Consider the following 16221-nt stretch of genomic DNA (forward strand, 5'->3'; position numbering starts at 1 on the left):
TGTTTTACATTTTAGTCATCTCGATATTATTGCTTAATAAATAAAATATTGTGCATTTGGCTAGGCATTGTTGGTAGAGGCGTTGGGACACCCTCATAGTTTTCCCCAATATAACCAATGTCAATCATTGCTTTTAGGGCCTGTTGCCCACTGACCGTTCTTTTGTGCAAAATTATATTACCACTGTGATTATTTGTCACTGGGTCGAAGATTGCCAATATCAATCTTTTCTCTCCAAGGACACAGTCGTCAACAGGTATATAAAAACAATTATTGTGTATGCTATTTCCCCAGATAGAGCCACTATATCCAATGTTCAGATTATTTGCATCCGAAAGGGTGTTTATTTTCTCAACGCCATTCTCTACGTATTGGTAACCACCTACCATTAAATCTTCGTAGTAGTCACCATTATAGAACATAACGCTTTTTACCAGGACAATTTTTAAGGAAGTATTGCCACTGGTATATAGCCAAGTGCCTTCAAATCCGTTCAGATCATTATTGATATCTTTGTAATATGCATTGGGAGTTTTATGCATTCCCAAACTGTCCATATGTATGATTGGAGTTTGTGCCCTACAGTTGTATAAACAGAAAGCTAAAAGTGTTATTAGAAATATTGGCTTCAAAGTTTGAATAATCATTGCTTAATCATGGGGTATTTCCCATAGGGTTTTTCTCTGTTTTACATTTTAGTCATCTCGATATTGTTAGGGACACTAAAATAAGGCTCGTTGGGGTGCTGGTCGTGATAAGTGTTTTTGGTCTCAAACTTACTCAATTCAAATTTCAGTTTATTGTGCTCATTTACACCAGTAGACACCAACTTGAGATCCAAACTAAACGACGAATCGTTACGCTGGTAATCAGTAAATGATATCTGCAGCTTGCCGAATTCCTTTATTACGGAAGCTCCTTTCTTGACACTAGAATTAAAAATCAATACACCATTCTCATATTTTTGGTATTGAATGGTTAGATCATCTGTATAATAATCTATGTTTGCTCCAGGAAAAACCACATGGTCCATCGTAATTTTAGCCAATGATATCCTAAATTCATTGTCACTATCTATGTATCTCCAGGTGCCAACATATGGCTGCATATAATTGTTGATATCCTTTGTGTAGTATTGACCGTTCTTTGTCTCGTTTAGCACAGATGTTCCGGCCATATCAATGGTAGTTTGGGCTGACACCCTTAAGCAGAGCATTAAGAATAAAAATGTGGTATATATATATTTCATGATTTCCGGTATTGTTGGTGTTTTTTACGAAAAAAACATTAACAAAATTCAAACTACAATAAAAAACTAATATTCAGGACATCCTTACGGAAATCCTCAATTTGGTAAAATTTTTCAATAAAAAAACCACAACCCATTTAAGAATTGTGGTTTTTAAAGCCCTGCCACCATAACAGAACCAAATCATTAAAATTCTAATCCTCCGATATTCCAAAAACTGTTTTATGACATACAACTTTCCACGTGCCATTTAATTTTTTAGCAACGATTATAGATTCGCCTTTTAATCCACTTCTTTTAATAATAGCGTAATTGTTGATGATAATTGGCTGCGAAATAGAACTAACGGTTTTGTAAGATTTACCTATCGGCTCAAAAGAATCTTCTAAAGTAATATGAGCATTCAACCTCTTTCGGTCGAGCTCTAAAGGTGTTGAATTAATAATTTTTTCGATGATAGACTTAAAATCTTCATCAGAAAAAATTTCAGACCATTTTATTAGCTTATTACCGTCATTGCATGGAGGCCCCATCAAATTATCCAATTGGTTCGGACTCATCAAATACATCCATGTTTTTGAGAAGTCGGTAAGTTTGTAAATTCCAACATCATCCTTGGAATCAAATAAGTTATTGATCAATTCGTACGCCTCATCACTCATAACATTTTGATTTTCATTCTGTCCAATCAATCTGTTGCTTATAACTAATAAGCTCAAAACAATATAAACAAACTTGATTTTCATTTTAATTACAGTTTTTTTGACCTTTTGCTGTTATTGCATTATAGCCTCCATTATTTCCAGCCTGACCTTCAGCAGCATTAGCATTGAACACATTTTGTTGGAAAGATGCTGATTTATTCATAAAAGTTGTTGTTGATGTCATCCCTCAGGACCAGCTAATATAATCATAATAGTTCCAATCTGTGATTGAATTTTCGTCCCAATTTCTCAACGAATTAGACATTGCATTCACAAATCTATCTACCATTAGTTGATGCTGCGCTGGATTATCATCTTCAGGCATACCCGCTGCCGTTAATAAGGTCATGAATGCTTGAGATAAATCAGAGAATATCTCTGTTTGATAGGTATATAAAATATAAGCGTGAACGGATTCGTGAATTATAGTTCTAGCTATCGCCAAATCTGTTGCATTTGAAATATAGCTTGAATCAATTGTTATATTTATGAAAAAGTTACCTGGACTTCCATAAATAGGACCTCTATCAGTTTTAGCATTAAGAATATCACCATTTGCATTTGGAGGAATATTTTCTGTTTTAAATGTAAGTTGAAAATTTTCCGAATTATTAAACAAATCTAATATATACCCTGAAAGATTTAATTCTTGTTTAACCTCATCTGGCATATCGCCTAAATCTAAATAAGCATTATCGTTTAATAGATCAGTTATAATGGATTTAACACAATCGGGAACAGTATTGCCTATGATTATTTCTCTTTCAAAATCCACCTCACCGCCATCCTCTAAAGCCTCAATAGCAGCTATGGCAAATTCCACAGCTTCTGCACTGTACCCTTCAAACTCACCGTCAATATCATCACTTGTCAGAGTACTTTCAAGATAATCAATTATCGCCTGCTGATCGTCAAGATGCAACGCTAGAAAATGAGCTCTTTGAGTATCTAAAAGTTGATTTCGCTTAAAATATTTTCCTCTTTGATATGCGGGCGACGTGTTATCTGTATAGTATGTTACGTTTGAATTTTCGCCTGGCGTGTTAGAACCGCCTGTATTGCTTCCGTTAGCACCACAATTATTGCAGTTGTTGTCAGGATCCCCATCAGGATTGGTGCCACCAGTATCTTCTGGCCCCGCTGGGTCAGTATCTGCCGGAGGCCCTGAACCGGCTGCCGGAGGACAATATTGAGTGTACGTCATTTGGTAGCCCGGACACTCCGCTCCACTATATTCATGCCCATCTGGGTGGTTGTCGTTTCCGTAGGAACAACTTTCTGTAAAAGACCAAGTGCACTCTGCCGACTGTTTGCTCATTACATTATCAACGAGCTGCTCGGCATTTATTTCTGTAGAGATAAAGCGACCATCGATATTAACGTAAAGACCATTGTTAAGGTCATCACGCTCCTGCTCGGTGAGGTCATAAGATACAATAAATGTTTTGTAGGTACCGTCTGGTTTCAAAGAGAAAAGAATGTTCTCAAACAATCCATTATCCTCAAGTCGCCATATCGGAAATGTATAAGAATGATAGGTGCCGTCTTGGCTTTCAATGTACGTAGCGTAATCTGTTTCTATAAAAAAGTCGTGCTGACTTGAGTAAATGGACTTATTCTGAATATTGCCTTTAGCGGACTCTTGTTTTTGGTTGATATTATGTATTTTATTCAACAAGGAATTGTTTGTTGATATTTTATCCCTACCAACTTTCGCAATAATAAATGGATTTTGATGAATCTCTATTGATTCTTGTTCTTCAATGACTAGGTTTTAATCTAACGATGCATTGCTCCTTTTTAATTTAAGCTTAAACTCTATTAATCTTTATTAATTATGTTTAACAAAAAGTTAAATAGGTTAAACAAAATGATTTATTAATGTAACTTTATGTTATCGAAACAAATAAAACAAAAACGTTATGAAAAAACTGATTCTTATTCTGACCATTACAATGTCTGCCGCCCTGTCGCAGCAAGCCATTGCACAAAAAACAATCGTAGATGTTGCTGCAGGCAATGACAACTTTTCAACTTTGGTAACGGCTGTAAAAGCTGCTGATTTGGTAAGTGCCCTGCAAGGCGATGGGCCTTTTACTGTGTTCGCTCCTACCAATGATGCCTTTGCAAAAGTGGATAAGGCCACCTTAAACACATTGTTACAACCTGAAAATCAAAAGGCACTTTCTAATATACTTACGTATCACGTAGTGTCTGGTAAGTTAACAGCAAAGGATGTAACAGCGGCTTTGAAAAAAGGTAACGGTAAAGTAGAATTGACATCTCTGAATGGTGAAACATTAACAGTGATGCAAAAAGATGGTAAAATTTGGTTAAAAGACCAAAAAGGAAATTATAGTGAAATTACTGCCACCGATGTTATGGGCAGCAACGGTGTGATACATGTGATTGATAGTGTAGTGATGCCGAAATAGTGATTGTGAATTGCTATGAAAAAGAGAAAAAGCATCTACTTATTTAGGTGCTTTTTCGATTATTATCAATACACAATAGAAAACCCCTCGTAAATACGAAGGGTTTTTGTTTAAATTATTATTTCTATTTAATCTTGAATGCACCTAATAGCACTTCCCACAGTTCTTGAATTTGAACCAGTAGATAAATTAGAATTATCTGAAGAGGTAAAATATGTCCAAGAATTAAAAATTGTGATTGAAGTGCTCGTCCAAAAAGAAGCAAATTGGCCTTGATATATATCACCACCACTTATGTTAGCCAATCCTCCTGGAATTGCTGAAAAACCACTTTCATTGGTAGCACCTGTATTAGGGGCATCCCATCCATAGGTGGTTTTCATTTTTCCACCGGCTACACTATAACCACCTAAAAATTCTCTTAAAGTTAATACTTCATCATAACTTGCCACGTGCCATCCTTCTGGCGCCAAACCTCTGGGGTCATTAACGGCATACCAATTATAAAGTTTTCCGTACATCTCGCCGTTTGCAGGATCATCATTATAATAACGCCATGCACCTGTTGTTAAATTTGACCAAGCGTTAGGGTCCTGTACCTGTGGAATCTCATCTCCATTTCTATAATGGCTCACGTTAAGGTTGCTTTGTAGCCAAACTTGGTCGCCAATGGTTACTTTTGCATAGGTATTGCCATCAATATCGGTCACAAAAATATCCTCACAATCGGTATCACTCACAAAACTACCCTGTGCACCAGGCGAAGCGCCATAGGTAGGTGCCATCCAAGTACCAGAAATGGATGAACAATCTCCAAACGTACCATAAGTGTGTGTGCCACTCCACGTTACGTCGTGTCCAAGGATGCTAAAATCGCCATTGATGTCGCATTCAGTCGTGGCAGATGTTTCGTCACAGTTCTCTTGTGTATTGGAGCTTCCTGTATACACACGACCACCGTAGGATACTTGAGTCATATAGTTTTGCGAATCGCCTTCGCCAATTGACATCATATTCCAAGTCAAGTTGTTTGTTGGAAAGCCAACGCCTATGGCGTTACAGTTATCGCAGCTGTAAGTTCCTGTAATTGGAGTTACAGGCGCTGTTGCGCTTTCTCTTGCCATCAATACGGAAGCTTCTTCATTTGCCACCCGTACATCAGTCACTTGTGGGTTGCTTCCGTCTTCATCGGCAGAGAAATTCCAAGAAACATCTTGTGCACCCATACTTTGAAAATGCAACGTAGTGCCTTCTGTAAATAGTGGCGCATCGCTTCGCAATTCTATAGATTCACCACTTTGCAACCTCAATATGGCAGTAGCCATATGGGTATTGTCAACGGTCATTGAAATCGTACCGCGTTTAGTACCTTCAACGGTTGTAAAAATGCCTTTGTACGACATACGTTCTTGAACAGAAGTCGTTGGGGTTTGTTCTGGAGTCGTGTCCATTTTGTCTTCTGAACAAGAGACAATAACGAACAATGTCAAACAAGTAAAAAGTAATCGTTTCATTATAATTATTGGGTTTAGGGTTTAAGCCTGCAAAATAAAAATCGTGTGTACATGGCGCATCGCCCAAAAGAGGTATTTTGAAGAAAATTCGCTATAAAAATATGCTTCATAAATTTTTTTTATCTCTTGTGTTTTGACTATCAGGCAGCTAAAAAAAGGTCTTTAGGAATTAACAGTTATAATTTGTAAAATGTTACTTTGATGCGTATTTTGAGCCGTTATCTTATTGATAACACCCTACCCTTAACCCTAATAAACTGTGAGAATTCATGTCGAATAGCTTTAACCAGATTGCCGAATATTGGCGGTCTGAATACTCTAATAATGTCAAAAAGTATCAAGAATTTAAAGCCAAAGAGCAGTTTCATCAAATAGCTCAACTTTTTTCGTTGGGCCATTCATATTATTATGTGATGAATATGCATAACCTAGAGTTTGATTATTTATCTCCATCTGTAAAAGAATTTACAGGAAAAGAGGCAGAAGATCTAGATATCGGTAAGCTGTTGAATATGGCCCTGCCCCAAGAATTAGAATATATACAGTTAAAAGAACGAATCATCAAGGACTTTTTTTTGAATTTTTTAAAGCCTGAAGAACGACTGAATTATAAAATAGTATACCCTTATAAAATGGAAGACCATCGCGGCAATATACGTACAATGGTATTGCAGGCTACTACATTATCATTGACAGAAGATGAAATGATAAAGCATGTGTTTAGCGTGCACACCGACATCAGTCATTTAAAGGTCACTAAAACAGATCGCGTTTCTTTTATTAATTTAAAAGGCGGTAAATCTTATTATAATTTAGATATACATGATGGGGTTTTCCGTTCAAGCAGTGCAGATTCTATGACGCCTGATACGCTCTATTCCGATAGGGAAAAAGATATTATAACAGCTTTAGCCAAAGGTCAAAATACCGAAGAAACAGCAGAATTCCTTAATATCTCCAAACATACGGTGAAAACACATCGAAGAAATATTCTTTCAAAGAGCGGTTATACTAATACTGCCGAGTTGATTGCTCAATGTGTTTTAAATGATGTTATCACATTGGAATAAGAGCAATATTTAAGCCTCTTCTCGTAAAATGCTTTCAAATTTACTATCTTGGTTTTTAATTAATTAAATCCAAAGTTGCATTAGTGCCTAACTCCTACTTGTGGCCCAGTGTGACGCACCGCTTATACATGATAAAACTATTCAGGAACGTTCGCAGGCGACTACTTAAAGAGAACAGGTTTTCGCGCTATCTTATCTATGCCATTGGCGAAATCATTCTTGTGGTCATCGGTATTTTGATTGCCTTATCCATCAACAACTGGAACGCCAACCGAATCAACCGTCACAAGGAATCAGTGTACTTAAGCAACATAGAGCGCGATTTAAAGGAACAGTTAGCCTCCATCGATGCGCAAATGAAGTACGAACACAACGTTATTGAAATTGCAGAACCGATGATTTTAAATTATAAATCCACTCATGAATTTAAGGTGGATAGTACATTTACCGCTTCCATCGGGCGGCTTACAGGACGTAGGACCTTCGTAAAAAACAATCCCACGTATGTTGAATTGCTCTCCTCTGGAAACATAGACATCATCTCCAAGGACAGCTTAAAAAACGCCTTGGTAAGTTACTACCAGCAAATGGAGCTTATGGAACAAATTATCAATAAGAACAATAACCTTTTTACCGATGCTGTATTTATTCCCGAGGTGCTTCCCCTTACGGAAGTTCAGTTAACCTCTATTTATAATACCGATTTATCCAAAGGATTATTTTCAAATATTCCAGCACACATCTCAAATAGCATGACCGACCTCAACGAAGAGAACTTAAAAGACATTACAAGCTCACAGTTGCAAATTCCGGAAAAACAGCTCTTACTGATAAACGCCATAAATTTTAGGTATCAGCTGTCCATCATCCATTATACCCTATTGATACAGCAACAAAAAAGAACACAAGATTTATTAACTATAGTGAGTGACCATGATTAAGTTTTTCAAGAACCTTAGACAGCGAACACTTCGGGAGAACAGGTTTTCAAAGTATCTGCTTTACGCCATTGGGGAAATCATTCTTGTGGTGATTGGGATTTTGATTGCTTTGGGCATCAATAACTGGAATGAAAAAAGAAAAGAACAGCAGATTGTACATAATTATTATGAGCAACTGTTGCAAGATATGAACGCTGATATGATATATACTAAAAATAGAATTGAGATTATCAGTAAGCATAGGAATGAATTTAAAACTTACGAAGAGGGATTTAAGCAATCCAACTTACAGCCTTCTGACCTTGGTAGTCTTCTTGAACAATACACCTATGAACAATTGGATATTGAATATCAATCAAGCACCATCGAAACCCTTATAAGTACTGGAGAAATAAAACTATTCAATCCTCGACTTCGTGAGTTGCTCTCGATGTACAGTAAGGAAAAAGCGCAGACCATTGCTTTGAATCGACAAAATAACAACGACGTTTCCGATTTACTCAAAGAGGTGATGTTAAGAGGCGGTGTTCTCACCGTCTTACAGTCCAACAGGCTCCAAAACCAACCCTATTTAGTAGAAATAATAGATATGGGAAAACGTTTTTCTGATTTTTATTTAGCCCTTGAATCCTATTTTTTATGGAGAGATCATATAGAAGAGACTATGATTGAAGGACTTAATAACAATATCAAATTGGCCGAAACAGTCGTGGAGCATATAGAAAATGAATTAAACAAATGATCAAGTTCTTTAGAAATATTCGACAACGCTTGTTAAAAGAAAACAGATTTTCTAGATATCTGCTTTATGCCATTGGAGAAATAATCTTGGTGGTGATTGGCATTTTGATTGCTTTGGGCATTAATAATTGGAATTCAAATAGAAAGTTGACAAAAGACAACCAAATCTATGTTAAAAAGATGATCAGTGATTTGGATGTTACCAACGCTCGTTTTGAGTTGCTCCTTAACCAAACAGACCCAGTCTGGCCAAGCTTTAGACAAGCCGTGAAAAATGCCGATACACTTCTGAAATTAAGTTATAGAGGATTTAAGGAAGCTGATTTTGAATTCATTATGACAACAGAACCTTTTCAAGGTGGTTCTATGCTGAATGTTACGAACAATACATATAAAGAATTGTTGAATACGGGCAAACTCTACACTTTGGGGCCAGATTCTCTTACCAATGCCATTGTAAGGTATTACACCATTTGTGAGCGTGAAGAAGCTTATAATAGGCTGAATGTGGAGCAGCTATGGCATGCGATACAGTTGATGGAAATGGGTTTTGGAAAACTAAAGATTGACCATAAAGAGAATGGAGAACAGATTAATTTAGAAGATTATCCCTTTTATTTTGATATTAAATCTGACGAATATCAGAAATACCAAGTGGCACTTACCTATTTTAGGGATGGACAAGGAATAAATATGCAAAAAATAGAGATGCTGGTAGAGGAAACCAATGCATTAAAACAGCAACTTAAAGATATTCTGGAATGACTACTTGATTCCATCAATCATCTCATAATATCGGTATCTACAGGAATATAACCCAAATGTCTACTCAATGATAACACTTGCCCTTTGTGGTGATATTCGTGTGTAAATACGTGAGTCACAATTTTAAATATTGAGGCCTTTCCTTCCACTTTATTGATTTCGTAGGTTCGTTCTTCAAACAAATTGATGTCATCGGCTGATAAAAGGGAATAAACTGTTTCATCAACAGTGGCAAAGTGAGCCAAAATATCATCCATATTTTTGATATCACCATATTCTAAATAGGTTAAATTGCGATGTAAACATATCTGTCCAATCCAAAATAAATAGGTATTTCCCATATGAGCCAACAGGTTTGCGATGCTTCCTCTGCCGAATGAACTGTTTTCCAGCAAAAATTTATCATTGGAAATTGAATGGCAATAATTAAACAGCACACTTCTGGATTGTTTGATGTAATCGTACTGGGTGCGCAATAGGTAATGTTCGTTGTCCATAATTTAGCTCATTGATTTTCGCTGGAGCAGCTCTTGACATTGCTGTTCATTGTGTTTAGAAAAATAAAACCCTTCCGAATTTAAAATAGCCTTGTGATTGTTGTGCTTCTTAATATATGGAATTATTTTATTGGTCATTTGGTCTATCCATATATCGGTGTTGGTGTGGAGTTCTTCGAGACTTCTCGCTTTAATGGTAGGTTTTTTTATTAAGGCAATGGTCAGATAATTACCGCTATCTTCATCGCCCAACTCTTCGTCATAATAAGCGATACTAATATCATAAAACCCTGAACCAAAATTTTTAAATTCAAAATAGATGGCTACCGATAAGCCTTTATCTAATGTTTGAAAAACTTTTTTGGAGGTTTTTGAAGGTTGTACAAATCCTTCCCTTTCTAAAAATGGGACAATTCGTTGCTTGAAAATCTTGTCGAATTCCTTTTTTCGTTCTTTGGTGGTAAACTCTTGATTCATACAAAGAATTTTATTGACTTCAAGTAAACACTTGATATTAAACATCTGTGAAATTAATGATAATCACTACATAATTGAAAAAACTAAATACAAATAATTATGAATTTCTTCTCATCAAAAAATCCTAACTTTGTGTGTTAATTAATTTTTCAAAAACCTTATGGAATTCAGAATAGAAAAAGATACGATGGGCGAAGTACAAGTGCCTGCCGATAAACTTTGGGGTGCACAGACGGAGCGTTCCCGCAATAATTTTAAGATTGGTCCTTCGGCCTCGATGCCACTCGAAATTGTATACGGCTTTGCTTATCTCAAAAAAGCAGCGGCTTTTACAAATTGCGAATTGGGCGTACTGCCAATAGAGAAACGTGACTTGATTGCGAAGGTTTGCGATGAAATCTTGGAAGGCAAGCATGATGATCAATTTCCATTGGTGATATGGCAAACGGGTTCTGGTACGCAAAGTAATATGAATGTGAATGAAGTGATTGCTAACCGCGCACAACAATTGGCAGGGAAAACCATTGGTGAGGATGAAGCCGTGATTAAAGCCAATGATGATGTGAACAAATCGCAATCATCAAATGACACCTTCCCTACTGGAATGCACATTGCCATCTACAAAAAGGTTGTTGAAAATACAATGCCTGGAGTTATTCAATTAAGAAATACGCTTCATAAAAAAGCCGGAGAATTTAAAAATGTGGTTAAAATAGGAAGAACGCACCTTATGGACGCCACTCCTTTGACACTAGGTCAAGAATTGTCGGGATATGTGGCACAATTAGACCATGGTTTGAAAGCATTGCAAAACACCTTGCCTCATTTAAGTGAATTGGCACTTGGTGGTACCGCTGTAGGAACAGGTTTGAACACTCCTAAAGGTTATTCTAAACGTGTGGCAGAATACATTGCAAAATTCACCGAATTGCCATTTGTAACAGCACCTAACAAATTTGAAGCGCTTGCCGCTCATGATGCGTTGGTAGAAACACACGGAGCTTTAAAGCAATTGGCTGTTAGTTTGAATAAAATTGCAAACGACATCCGTATGATGGCTTCCGGACCGAGAAGTGGTATTGGAGAAATCATTATTCCTGCCAATGAGCCAGGAAGTTCCATTATGCCAGGTAAAGTAAATCCAACGCAATGTGAAGCATTAACAATGGTTTGCGCCCAAGTGATGGGTAATGATGTCGCTGTGACTGTAGGTGGTACACAAGGACATTATGAATTGAATGTCTTTAAACCAATGATGGCTGCAAACGTTTTGGAATCTGCACAATTATTGGGTGATGCCTGTGTAGGTTTTGATGAACATTGCGCGCAAGGTATAGAGCCTAACCATAGTGTTATAAAACAATTGCTGAACAATTCCTTGATGTTGGTGACTGCCCTGAATACCAAGATTGGCTATTATAAAGCTGCTGAAATTGCGAACACCGCACACAAAAACGGCACAACTTTGAAAGAAGAAGCTATCAATTTAGGATACGTGACTGCGGAAGAATATGATGAGTGGGTAAAACCAGAAGATATGGTTGGCGGATTAAAATAAATCCACCAACTCAAATTAAATCAATATATTAGCAATAAACAAACCACATATTATGAAAAAAACTTTACTCTTATCTTTTATCGTTGCGTTAATTAGTCATTTCAACTGGGCACAACCCTTTGCTGCCGCACAAAATATTGATCCTGATACTGGTGATGAACCGTATGAAATAGCTTCTGGTGACCTTGATGGTGATGGAGATATCGATTTGGTAATGGCTACTTATTTCTACAACAGCAACTCACCCACCCAAGATTACATTAAATGGTATAGTAATGATGGAAATGGTAATTTTACGGTTGAAACTACCGTTTCTTCAACCATACAATGGGTAGATGGCCTGGCCGTAGCTGACATTGATGGGCAATTTGGTTTAGATATCGTTGCTACGTCAGTAAATCAGGATAAATTAGTCTATTTTTTAAGTGATGGAGCTGGTGGTTTTGGTCCAGAAACTTCTGTGGATAGTGCAATCGCAGGTCCTGGCGAGGTAGTTGTATCTGATATCAACAATGATGGAAATGATGACTTGATTACAATGTCTTACACTAATAACACGACTGTTTGGTACGCTGGTGATGGCGCAGGCAACTTTTCTACTGCCAATACAATCGAAAGCGGTACAACCGATGGACCATATTACGTAGACGTTGCAGATTTTGATGGTGATGGGGATTTAGATGTGGTAGTAGCATTTGTAAACTCTCAATCCATCGAACTTTATTATAACCAATATGTAGAAAGTGGAACGATGACAGTATCTTGGATTCAAGATACCGTACCTGTTTCAACTGGTAATTCTTTTTTGTTCAACATTGGTTTTGGTGACATTAATAATGATGGCGTCATGGATATTTATAAAGTGGACTTCACTTCTGGTGATGTAGCATGGTATAATAAAACGGTAAATGGTCCTTCTGTCGAAAATATTATTTCTGATGATAACATCATCACTAATCCAGCAAGAGCTTATGTGATAGATTTAGACAATGATATGCTCAATGATGTTATCTTGACCGATGGAGGAGTACAAGACGATGCCATTATTTTTTTTAAAGGCGCAAGCAACGCGCCGCCAAGTGCAACTCCAACTTTTATTGCTAACAACAACAATATTATGTATGACATTAGTGTAGAAGATTTTGACGATGATGGCGACATGGATGTGGCGTCAATTGGAAATACTAGTGATACGGTTTTTTGGTTGGAAAACCAATTAATTGTTTTAGGTCTGAGTGACAGTAATTTCGAAGAACTAAATATTTATCCAAATCCAACAAACAGCATCTTACATTTTGATGGATTGACAGAGGCCATCACCATTTCTATTTATGATAATTTAGGAAGGAATGTAATGAATACTACATTGACAATGCAGCAGACTTTAGATGTGTCTCATTTAAATAATGGCATATATTTGATGAAGTTTGAGGGAAGCAATTCGACAGTGAAATTCATCAAAAAATAAGTAACACCAAATAATTCTCAAAAGCAGGTGGCAACATCTGCTTTTTTTATAACTTATCTATTTATTATCATGATCAGAACTACGTATTTCAGTCTTTTGTTATGTTTTTCCTTTACCATTGGTCAATCTCAAACCACATTTGTGAAAACACAATCTATAGCACTCCCACTTCCTCAAGGCAATGCACCATATAATATTAAAGCAGGTTTGGTGGATAATGACACCTTTACAGATTTGGTAGTTAGTACGACCTTGGGAAACACAGTTTTTTGGTTAAAAAATGATGGTAACGGAACATTTATTTTACAAAACCCTATTGCCACATTAAACAATGCGGGTGGTGTGGCCATTGGAGACATCAATGGAGATGGATTTAATGATGTAGTCTCTACTTCTTATGACGACAACAAATTGGTGTGGTTTGCAAATGACGGCTTGGGAAATTTTGGAACAGAACAGATCATTTCCTCAGCTTTAACCGGTCCAAGTCAAGTTTATATTAGAAATATTGATGGAGATGCGACCTTAGATGTAACGGTGTCATCTTTTAGTGGTAATGAAGTGGTATGGTTTGCAAATGATGGTAATGGAAACTTTGGTACTAAAAATATCATCAATAATACGATTCCAAGTCCTGGTGCCTACGCGATGGATGACATTGATGGCGATGGCGATATAGACAGCGTCATTGCAAATGCTGTAGGATATGGCACACCCAATGATTGCAGGGTTGAAGTGTTTTATAATGATGGAAATGGTGTATTTACAGCTGATACAAATCCCGTTTCCGTGAACACTAAAGATTATATTTTTAGCGTAATGGCTGAAGATATCAATGGTGACGGAAGCAGAGATATTTTGGTGACCGATTTATTGGGCAGCCCTTCTTACTTTATGAGAACTGAAGTGAGTCCTGGAACTGCAACCTATACAGAAACTACCCTTACGACAACTATTGCCAACCCTGCTTGTTTAGATTTGAGAGATTTAGACAGCGACGGATTGCCAGATTTTGTACTCTCCAGCGCAACATCAGGAAACGGAAATGACATTGTTTGGTACAAAAATAATGGTGTGAGCGGATTTGCTTCTGAAGTGGTCATTGATGCAACACAAAGGCAGGCGTATACCTTTACTTTTGCCGATTTTGATAACGACACAGATTTGGATATTGCTTCCATTGCTTATGCTGACGATCGAGTGAATGTTTTCAATAATCAATTGATAACATTGGGCGTTGAAGAATCTAATTTTTCAGAAATTTTGATGTATCCTAATCCTGCAAAAAACACATTGAACTTTAAATGGCTAACCACTGCGCGCTCCTATTCCATCACAGATATTTTGGAAAAAACTGTTTTATCATCAACTTTGGAAATTAACGAATCCATCAATATTTCATCTTTAAAATCTGGATTATATATATTAAAATTTGAAGGCTCAAACAAAACCTTCAAATTTATAAAGGACTAAAAGTGAATTAAAATCCTTAAATTCGGATTTTTAACTACCAACTATGTCTTTACTTATTACCAATATCAAAGAACTTCTGCAAGTAAGGGAATCCAATGTAACTATCGTTAAGGGTAGCGATATGAAAATCCTGCCGACATTAAAGAATGCTTATGTTCTTATTGAGCACGACACAATCGTAGAGTATGGAAGTATGGATAATTTTCCAGATTATGATGTCGAAGAAACCATTGATGCTACAGGAAAAATTGTGTTACCAGCTTGGTGCGATTCTCATACGCATATAGTGTATGCTGGTGATCGTTCGCAAGAGTTTGTAGACAGAATCAATGGGTTGAGTTATGAAGAAATTGCCAATCGAGGTGGTGGAATTCTCAACTCGGCGCAAACGCTTCAAAACACAAGTGAAGACGAGCTTTATGGGGAATCCTTAAAACGATTAAACGACGTCATTAAACTTGGCACAGGCGCCATAGAGATAAAGTCTGGTTACGGATTGACAGTTGAAGCAGAACTTAAAATGCTTCGAGTTATTAAACGACTCACAAAACAATCAAATATAAAAGTAAAGGGGACGCTATTGGGAGCTCACGCCGTGCCAAAAGAATTTAAAGGTAATACCTCTGCATTTGTAGATGTGGTGGTCAACGAACTAATACCAGCCGTAAACAAAGAGCATTTAGCTGATTATATTGATGTGTTCTGCGAAAAAGGTTATTTCTCTTTGGAAGATACGGAGCGCGTTTTAAAGGCCGGAGTTGAACACGGATTGGTTCCAAAAATACACGTCAACCAATTTAATGCTTTTGGAGGTGTCGCACTTGGTGTAAAGTATGAGGCTCTATCAGTTGACCATTTAGAGGAATTAACTGATGAAGATGTAGAAGCTTTAAAAAATTCGGATACAATGCCAGTTGCTCTACCTTCTTGCTCCTACTTTTTAAGCATTCCTTATACACCTGCAAGAAAAATTATTGATGCTGGCTTACCTTTGGCCTTGGCAACAGACTATAATCCTGGCTCTACACCAAGTGGGAATATGAATTTTGTGGTGAGTACTGCTTGCATCAAGATGAAAATGACACCTGAAGAAGCCATCAATGCTGCCACCATAAACGGAGCTTATGCAATGGGAATTTCAAATCAATATGGAAGTGTTTGCAGAGGAAAAAAAGCAAACCTTATCATCACTAAAGAAATTGCTAGTTATTACAATTTACCTTATGCTTTTGGTGATAATTTGATTGATAAAGTCATCATCAACGGTCAAATTGTTCCATAAAAAAACCCGAAAGCAAAACTTTCGGGTCTTCAATTTTATATATGACT

The 16221-nt window shown here is 36.9% G+C and carries 16 protein-coding genes; 9 read left to right on the plus strand and 7 right to left on the minus strand.

Features of this window, described 5'->3' with window-relative positions:
• Positions 1-26: 26 nt before the first annotated feature.
• The 4 genes from M0G43_RS07975 to M0G43_RS07990 all read right to left on the minus strand — a co-directional run bounded on the left by M0G43_RS07975 (position 27) and on the right by M0G43_RS07990 (position 3628).
• Positions 27-557: a DUF6705 family protein gene (locus M0G43_RS07975; RefSeq protein WP_248024917.1), complete on the minus strand. Its 531-nt coding sequence runs from the start codon at positions 555-557 to the stop codon at positions 27-29.
• 131 nt (positions 558-688) lie between these two features.
• Positions 689-1249 carry a DUF6705 family protein gene (locus M0G43_RS07980; RefSeq protein WP_248024918.1) on the minus strand — a complete coding sequence of 187 codons (561 nt, stop codon included), beginning with the start codon at positions 1247-1249 and terminating at the stop codon, positions 689-691.
• A 194-nt stretch (positions 1250-1443) separates the two neighbouring features.
• Positions 1444-1995, minus strand: a complete 552-nt coding sequence (locus M0G43_RS07985; RefSeq protein WP_248024919.1) for a hypothetical protein — start codon at positions 1993-1995, stop codon at positions 1444-1446.
• 145 nt (positions 1996-2140) lie between these two features.
• Entirely contained in the window at positions 2141-3628 is a 1488-nt protein-coding gene (locus tag M0G43_RS07990) for a hypothetical protein (protein ID WP_248024920.1), read from the minus strand.
• Positions 3629-3875: 247 nt separating this feature from the next.
• On the opposite strand from M0G43_RS07990, the gene M0G43_RS07995 reads away from it, so the two are divergent.
• A complete protein-coding gene (locus M0G43_RS07995) occupies positions 3876-4388 on the plus strand; it encodes a fasciclin domain-containing protein (RefSeq protein ID WP_248024921.1) in 513 nt (170 codons plus the stop codon).
• Between the two features lie 128 nt (positions 4389-4516).
• Here M0G43_RS07995 and M0G43_RS08000 read toward each other — a convergent pair whose 3' ends face one another.
• A complete protein-coding gene (locus M0G43_RS08000) occupies positions 4517-5902 on the minus strand; it encodes a fibrobacter succinogenes major paralogous domain-containing protein (RefSeq protein WP_248024922.1) in 1386 nt (461 codons plus the stop codon).
• Between the two features lie 269 nt (positions 5903-6171).
• Here M0G43_RS08000 and M0G43_RS08005 point away from each other — a divergent pair, with 269 nt between their 5' ends.
• The 4 genes from M0G43_RS08005 (at position 6172) to M0G43_RS08020 (ending at position 9419) form a co-directional block, all read left to right on the plus strand.
• Entirely contained in the window at positions 6172-6972 is an 801-nt protein-coding gene (locus tag M0G43_RS08005) for a response regulator transcription factor (protein ID WP_248024923.1), read from the plus strand.
• A 128-nt stretch (positions 6973-7100) separates the two neighbouring features.
• Entirely contained in the window at positions 7101-7913 is an 813-nt protein-coding gene (locus M0G43_RS08010; protein WP_248024924.1) for a DUF6090 family protein, read from the plus strand.
• A complete protein-coding gene (locus tag M0G43_RS08015) occupies positions 7906-8655 on the plus strand; it encodes a DUF6090 family protein (protein ID WP_248024925.1) in 750 nt (249 codons plus the stop codon). Before M0G43_RS08010 ends, M0G43_RS08015 begins: the two co-directional genes overlap by 8 nt.
• Positions 8652-9419 (plus strand): DUF6090 family protein, encoded by a 768-nt coding sequence (locus M0G43_RS08020; RefSeq protein ID WP_248024926.1) that lies wholly within the window; start codon positions 8652-8654, stop codon positions 9417-9419. Before M0G43_RS08015 ends, M0G43_RS08020 begins: the two co-directional genes overlap by 4 nt.
• A gap of 17 nt (positions 9420-9436) precedes the next feature.
• On the opposite strand, the gene M0G43_RS08025 is transcribed toward M0G43_RS08020, so the two are convergent.
• The gene (locus tag M0G43_RS08025; protein WP_248024927.1) at positions 9437-9916 is read right to left on the minus strand and encodes a DinB family protein; all 480 of its coding nucleotides are present in this window, start codon (positions 9914-9916) and stop codon (positions 9437-9439) included.
• Positions 9917-9919: 3 nt separating this feature from the next.
• Positions 9920-10393 carry a hypothetical protein gene (locus tag M0G43_RS08030; protein WP_248024928.1) on the minus strand — a complete coding sequence of 158 codons (474 nt, stop codon included), beginning with the start codon at positions 10391-10393 and terminating at the stop codon, positions 9920-9922.
• Between the two features lie 160 nt (positions 10394-10553).
• Between M0G43_RS08030 and fumC the strand changes: the two genes are divergently transcribed.
• The 4 genes from fumC to hutI all read left to right on the plus strand — a co-directional run bounded on the left by fumC (position 10554) and on the right by hutI (position 16174).
• Positions 10554-11951, plus strand: coding sequence for a class II fumarate hydratase (gene fumC / locus M0G43_RS08035; protein ID WP_248024929.1), 1398 nt, complete (start codon positions 10554-10556; stop codon positions 11949-11951).
• 52 nt (positions 11952-12003) lie between these two features.
• The gene (locus tag M0G43_RS08040; RefSeq protein WP_248024931.1) at positions 12004-13419 is read left to right on the plus strand and encodes a T9SS type A sorting domain-containing protein; all 1416 of its coding nucleotides are present in this window, start codon (positions 12004-12006) and stop codon (positions 13417-13419) included.
• A 141-nt stretch (positions 13420-13560) separates the two neighbouring features.
• On the plus strand, positions 13561-14892 hold the full coding sequence (locus M0G43_RS08045; RefSeq protein ID WP_248024933.1) for a T9SS type A sorting domain-containing protein: 1332 nt from the start codon (positions 13561-13563) through the stop codon (positions 14890-14892).
• A gap of 43 nt (positions 14893-14935) precedes the next feature.
• Positions 14936-16174 carry an imidazolonepropionase gene (gene hutI, locus M0G43_RS08050; RefSeq protein WP_248024934.1) on the plus strand — a complete coding sequence of 413 codons (1239 nt, stop codon included), beginning with the start codon at positions 14936-14938 and terminating at the stop codon, positions 16172-16174.
• The last annotated feature ends 47 nt before the right edge of the window (positions 16175-16221 follow it).

The sequence above is a fragment of the Subsaxibacter sp. CAU 1640 genome (genome assembly GCF_023156585.1).
Lineage (GTDB): Bacteria > Bacteroidota > Bacteroidia > Flavobacteriales > Flavobacteriaceae > JBPOFM01.

Coding starts and splice junctions, on each gene's coding strand:
- M0G43_RS07975 (WP_248024917.1), bottom strand. CDS start 557: ATGGACAGTTTGGGAATGCATAAAACTCCCAATGCATATTACAAAGAT.
- M0G43_RS07980 (WP_248024918.1), bottom strand. CDS start 1,249: ATGAAATATATATATACCACATTTTTATTCTTAATGCTCTGCTTAAGG.
- M0G43_RS07985 (WP_248024919.1), bottom strand. CDS start 1,995: ATGAAAATCAAGTTTGTTTATATTGTTTTGAGCTTATTAGTTATAAGC.
- M0G43_RS07995 (WP_248024921.1), top strand. CDS start 3,876: ATGAAAAAACTGATTCTTATTCTGACCATTACAATGTCTGCCGCCCTG.
- M0G43_RS08000 (WP_248024922.1), bottom strand. CDS start 5,902: ATGAAACGATTACTTTTTACTTGTTTGACATTGTTCGTTATTGTCTCT.
- M0G43_RS08005 (WP_248024923.1), top strand. CDS start 6,172: ATGTCGAATAGCTTTAACCAGATTGCCGAATATTGGCGGTCTGAATAC.
- M0G43_RS08010 (WP_248024924.1), top strand. CDS start 7,101: ATGATAAAACTATTCAGGAACGTTCGCAGGCGACTACTTAAAGAGAAC.
- M0G43_RS08015 (WP_248024925.1), top strand. CDS start 7,906: ATGATTAAGTTTTTCAAGAACCTTAGACAGCGAACACTTCGGGAGAAC.
- M0G43_RS08020 (WP_248024926.1), top strand. CDS start 8,652: ATGATCAAGTTCTTTAGAAATATTCGACAACGCTTGTTAAAAGAAAAC.
- M0G43_RS08025 (WP_248024927.1), bottom strand. CDS start 9,916: ATGGACAACGAACATTACCTATTGCGCACCCAGTACGATTACATCAAA.
- M0G43_RS08030 (WP_248024928.1), bottom strand. CDS start 10,393: ATGAATCAAGAGTTTACCACCAAAGAACGAAAAAAGGAATTCGACAAG.
- fumC (WP_248024929.1), top strand. CDS start 10,554: ATGGAATTCAGAATAGAAAAAGATACGATGGGCGAAGTACAAGTGCCT.
- M0G43_RS08040 (WP_248024931.1), top strand. CDS start 12,004: ATGAAAAAAACTTTACTCTTATCTTTTATCGTTGCGTTAATTAGTCAT.
- hutI (WP_248024934.1), top strand. CDS start 14,936: ATGTCTTTACTTATTACCAATATCAAAGAACTTCTGCAAGTAAGGGAA.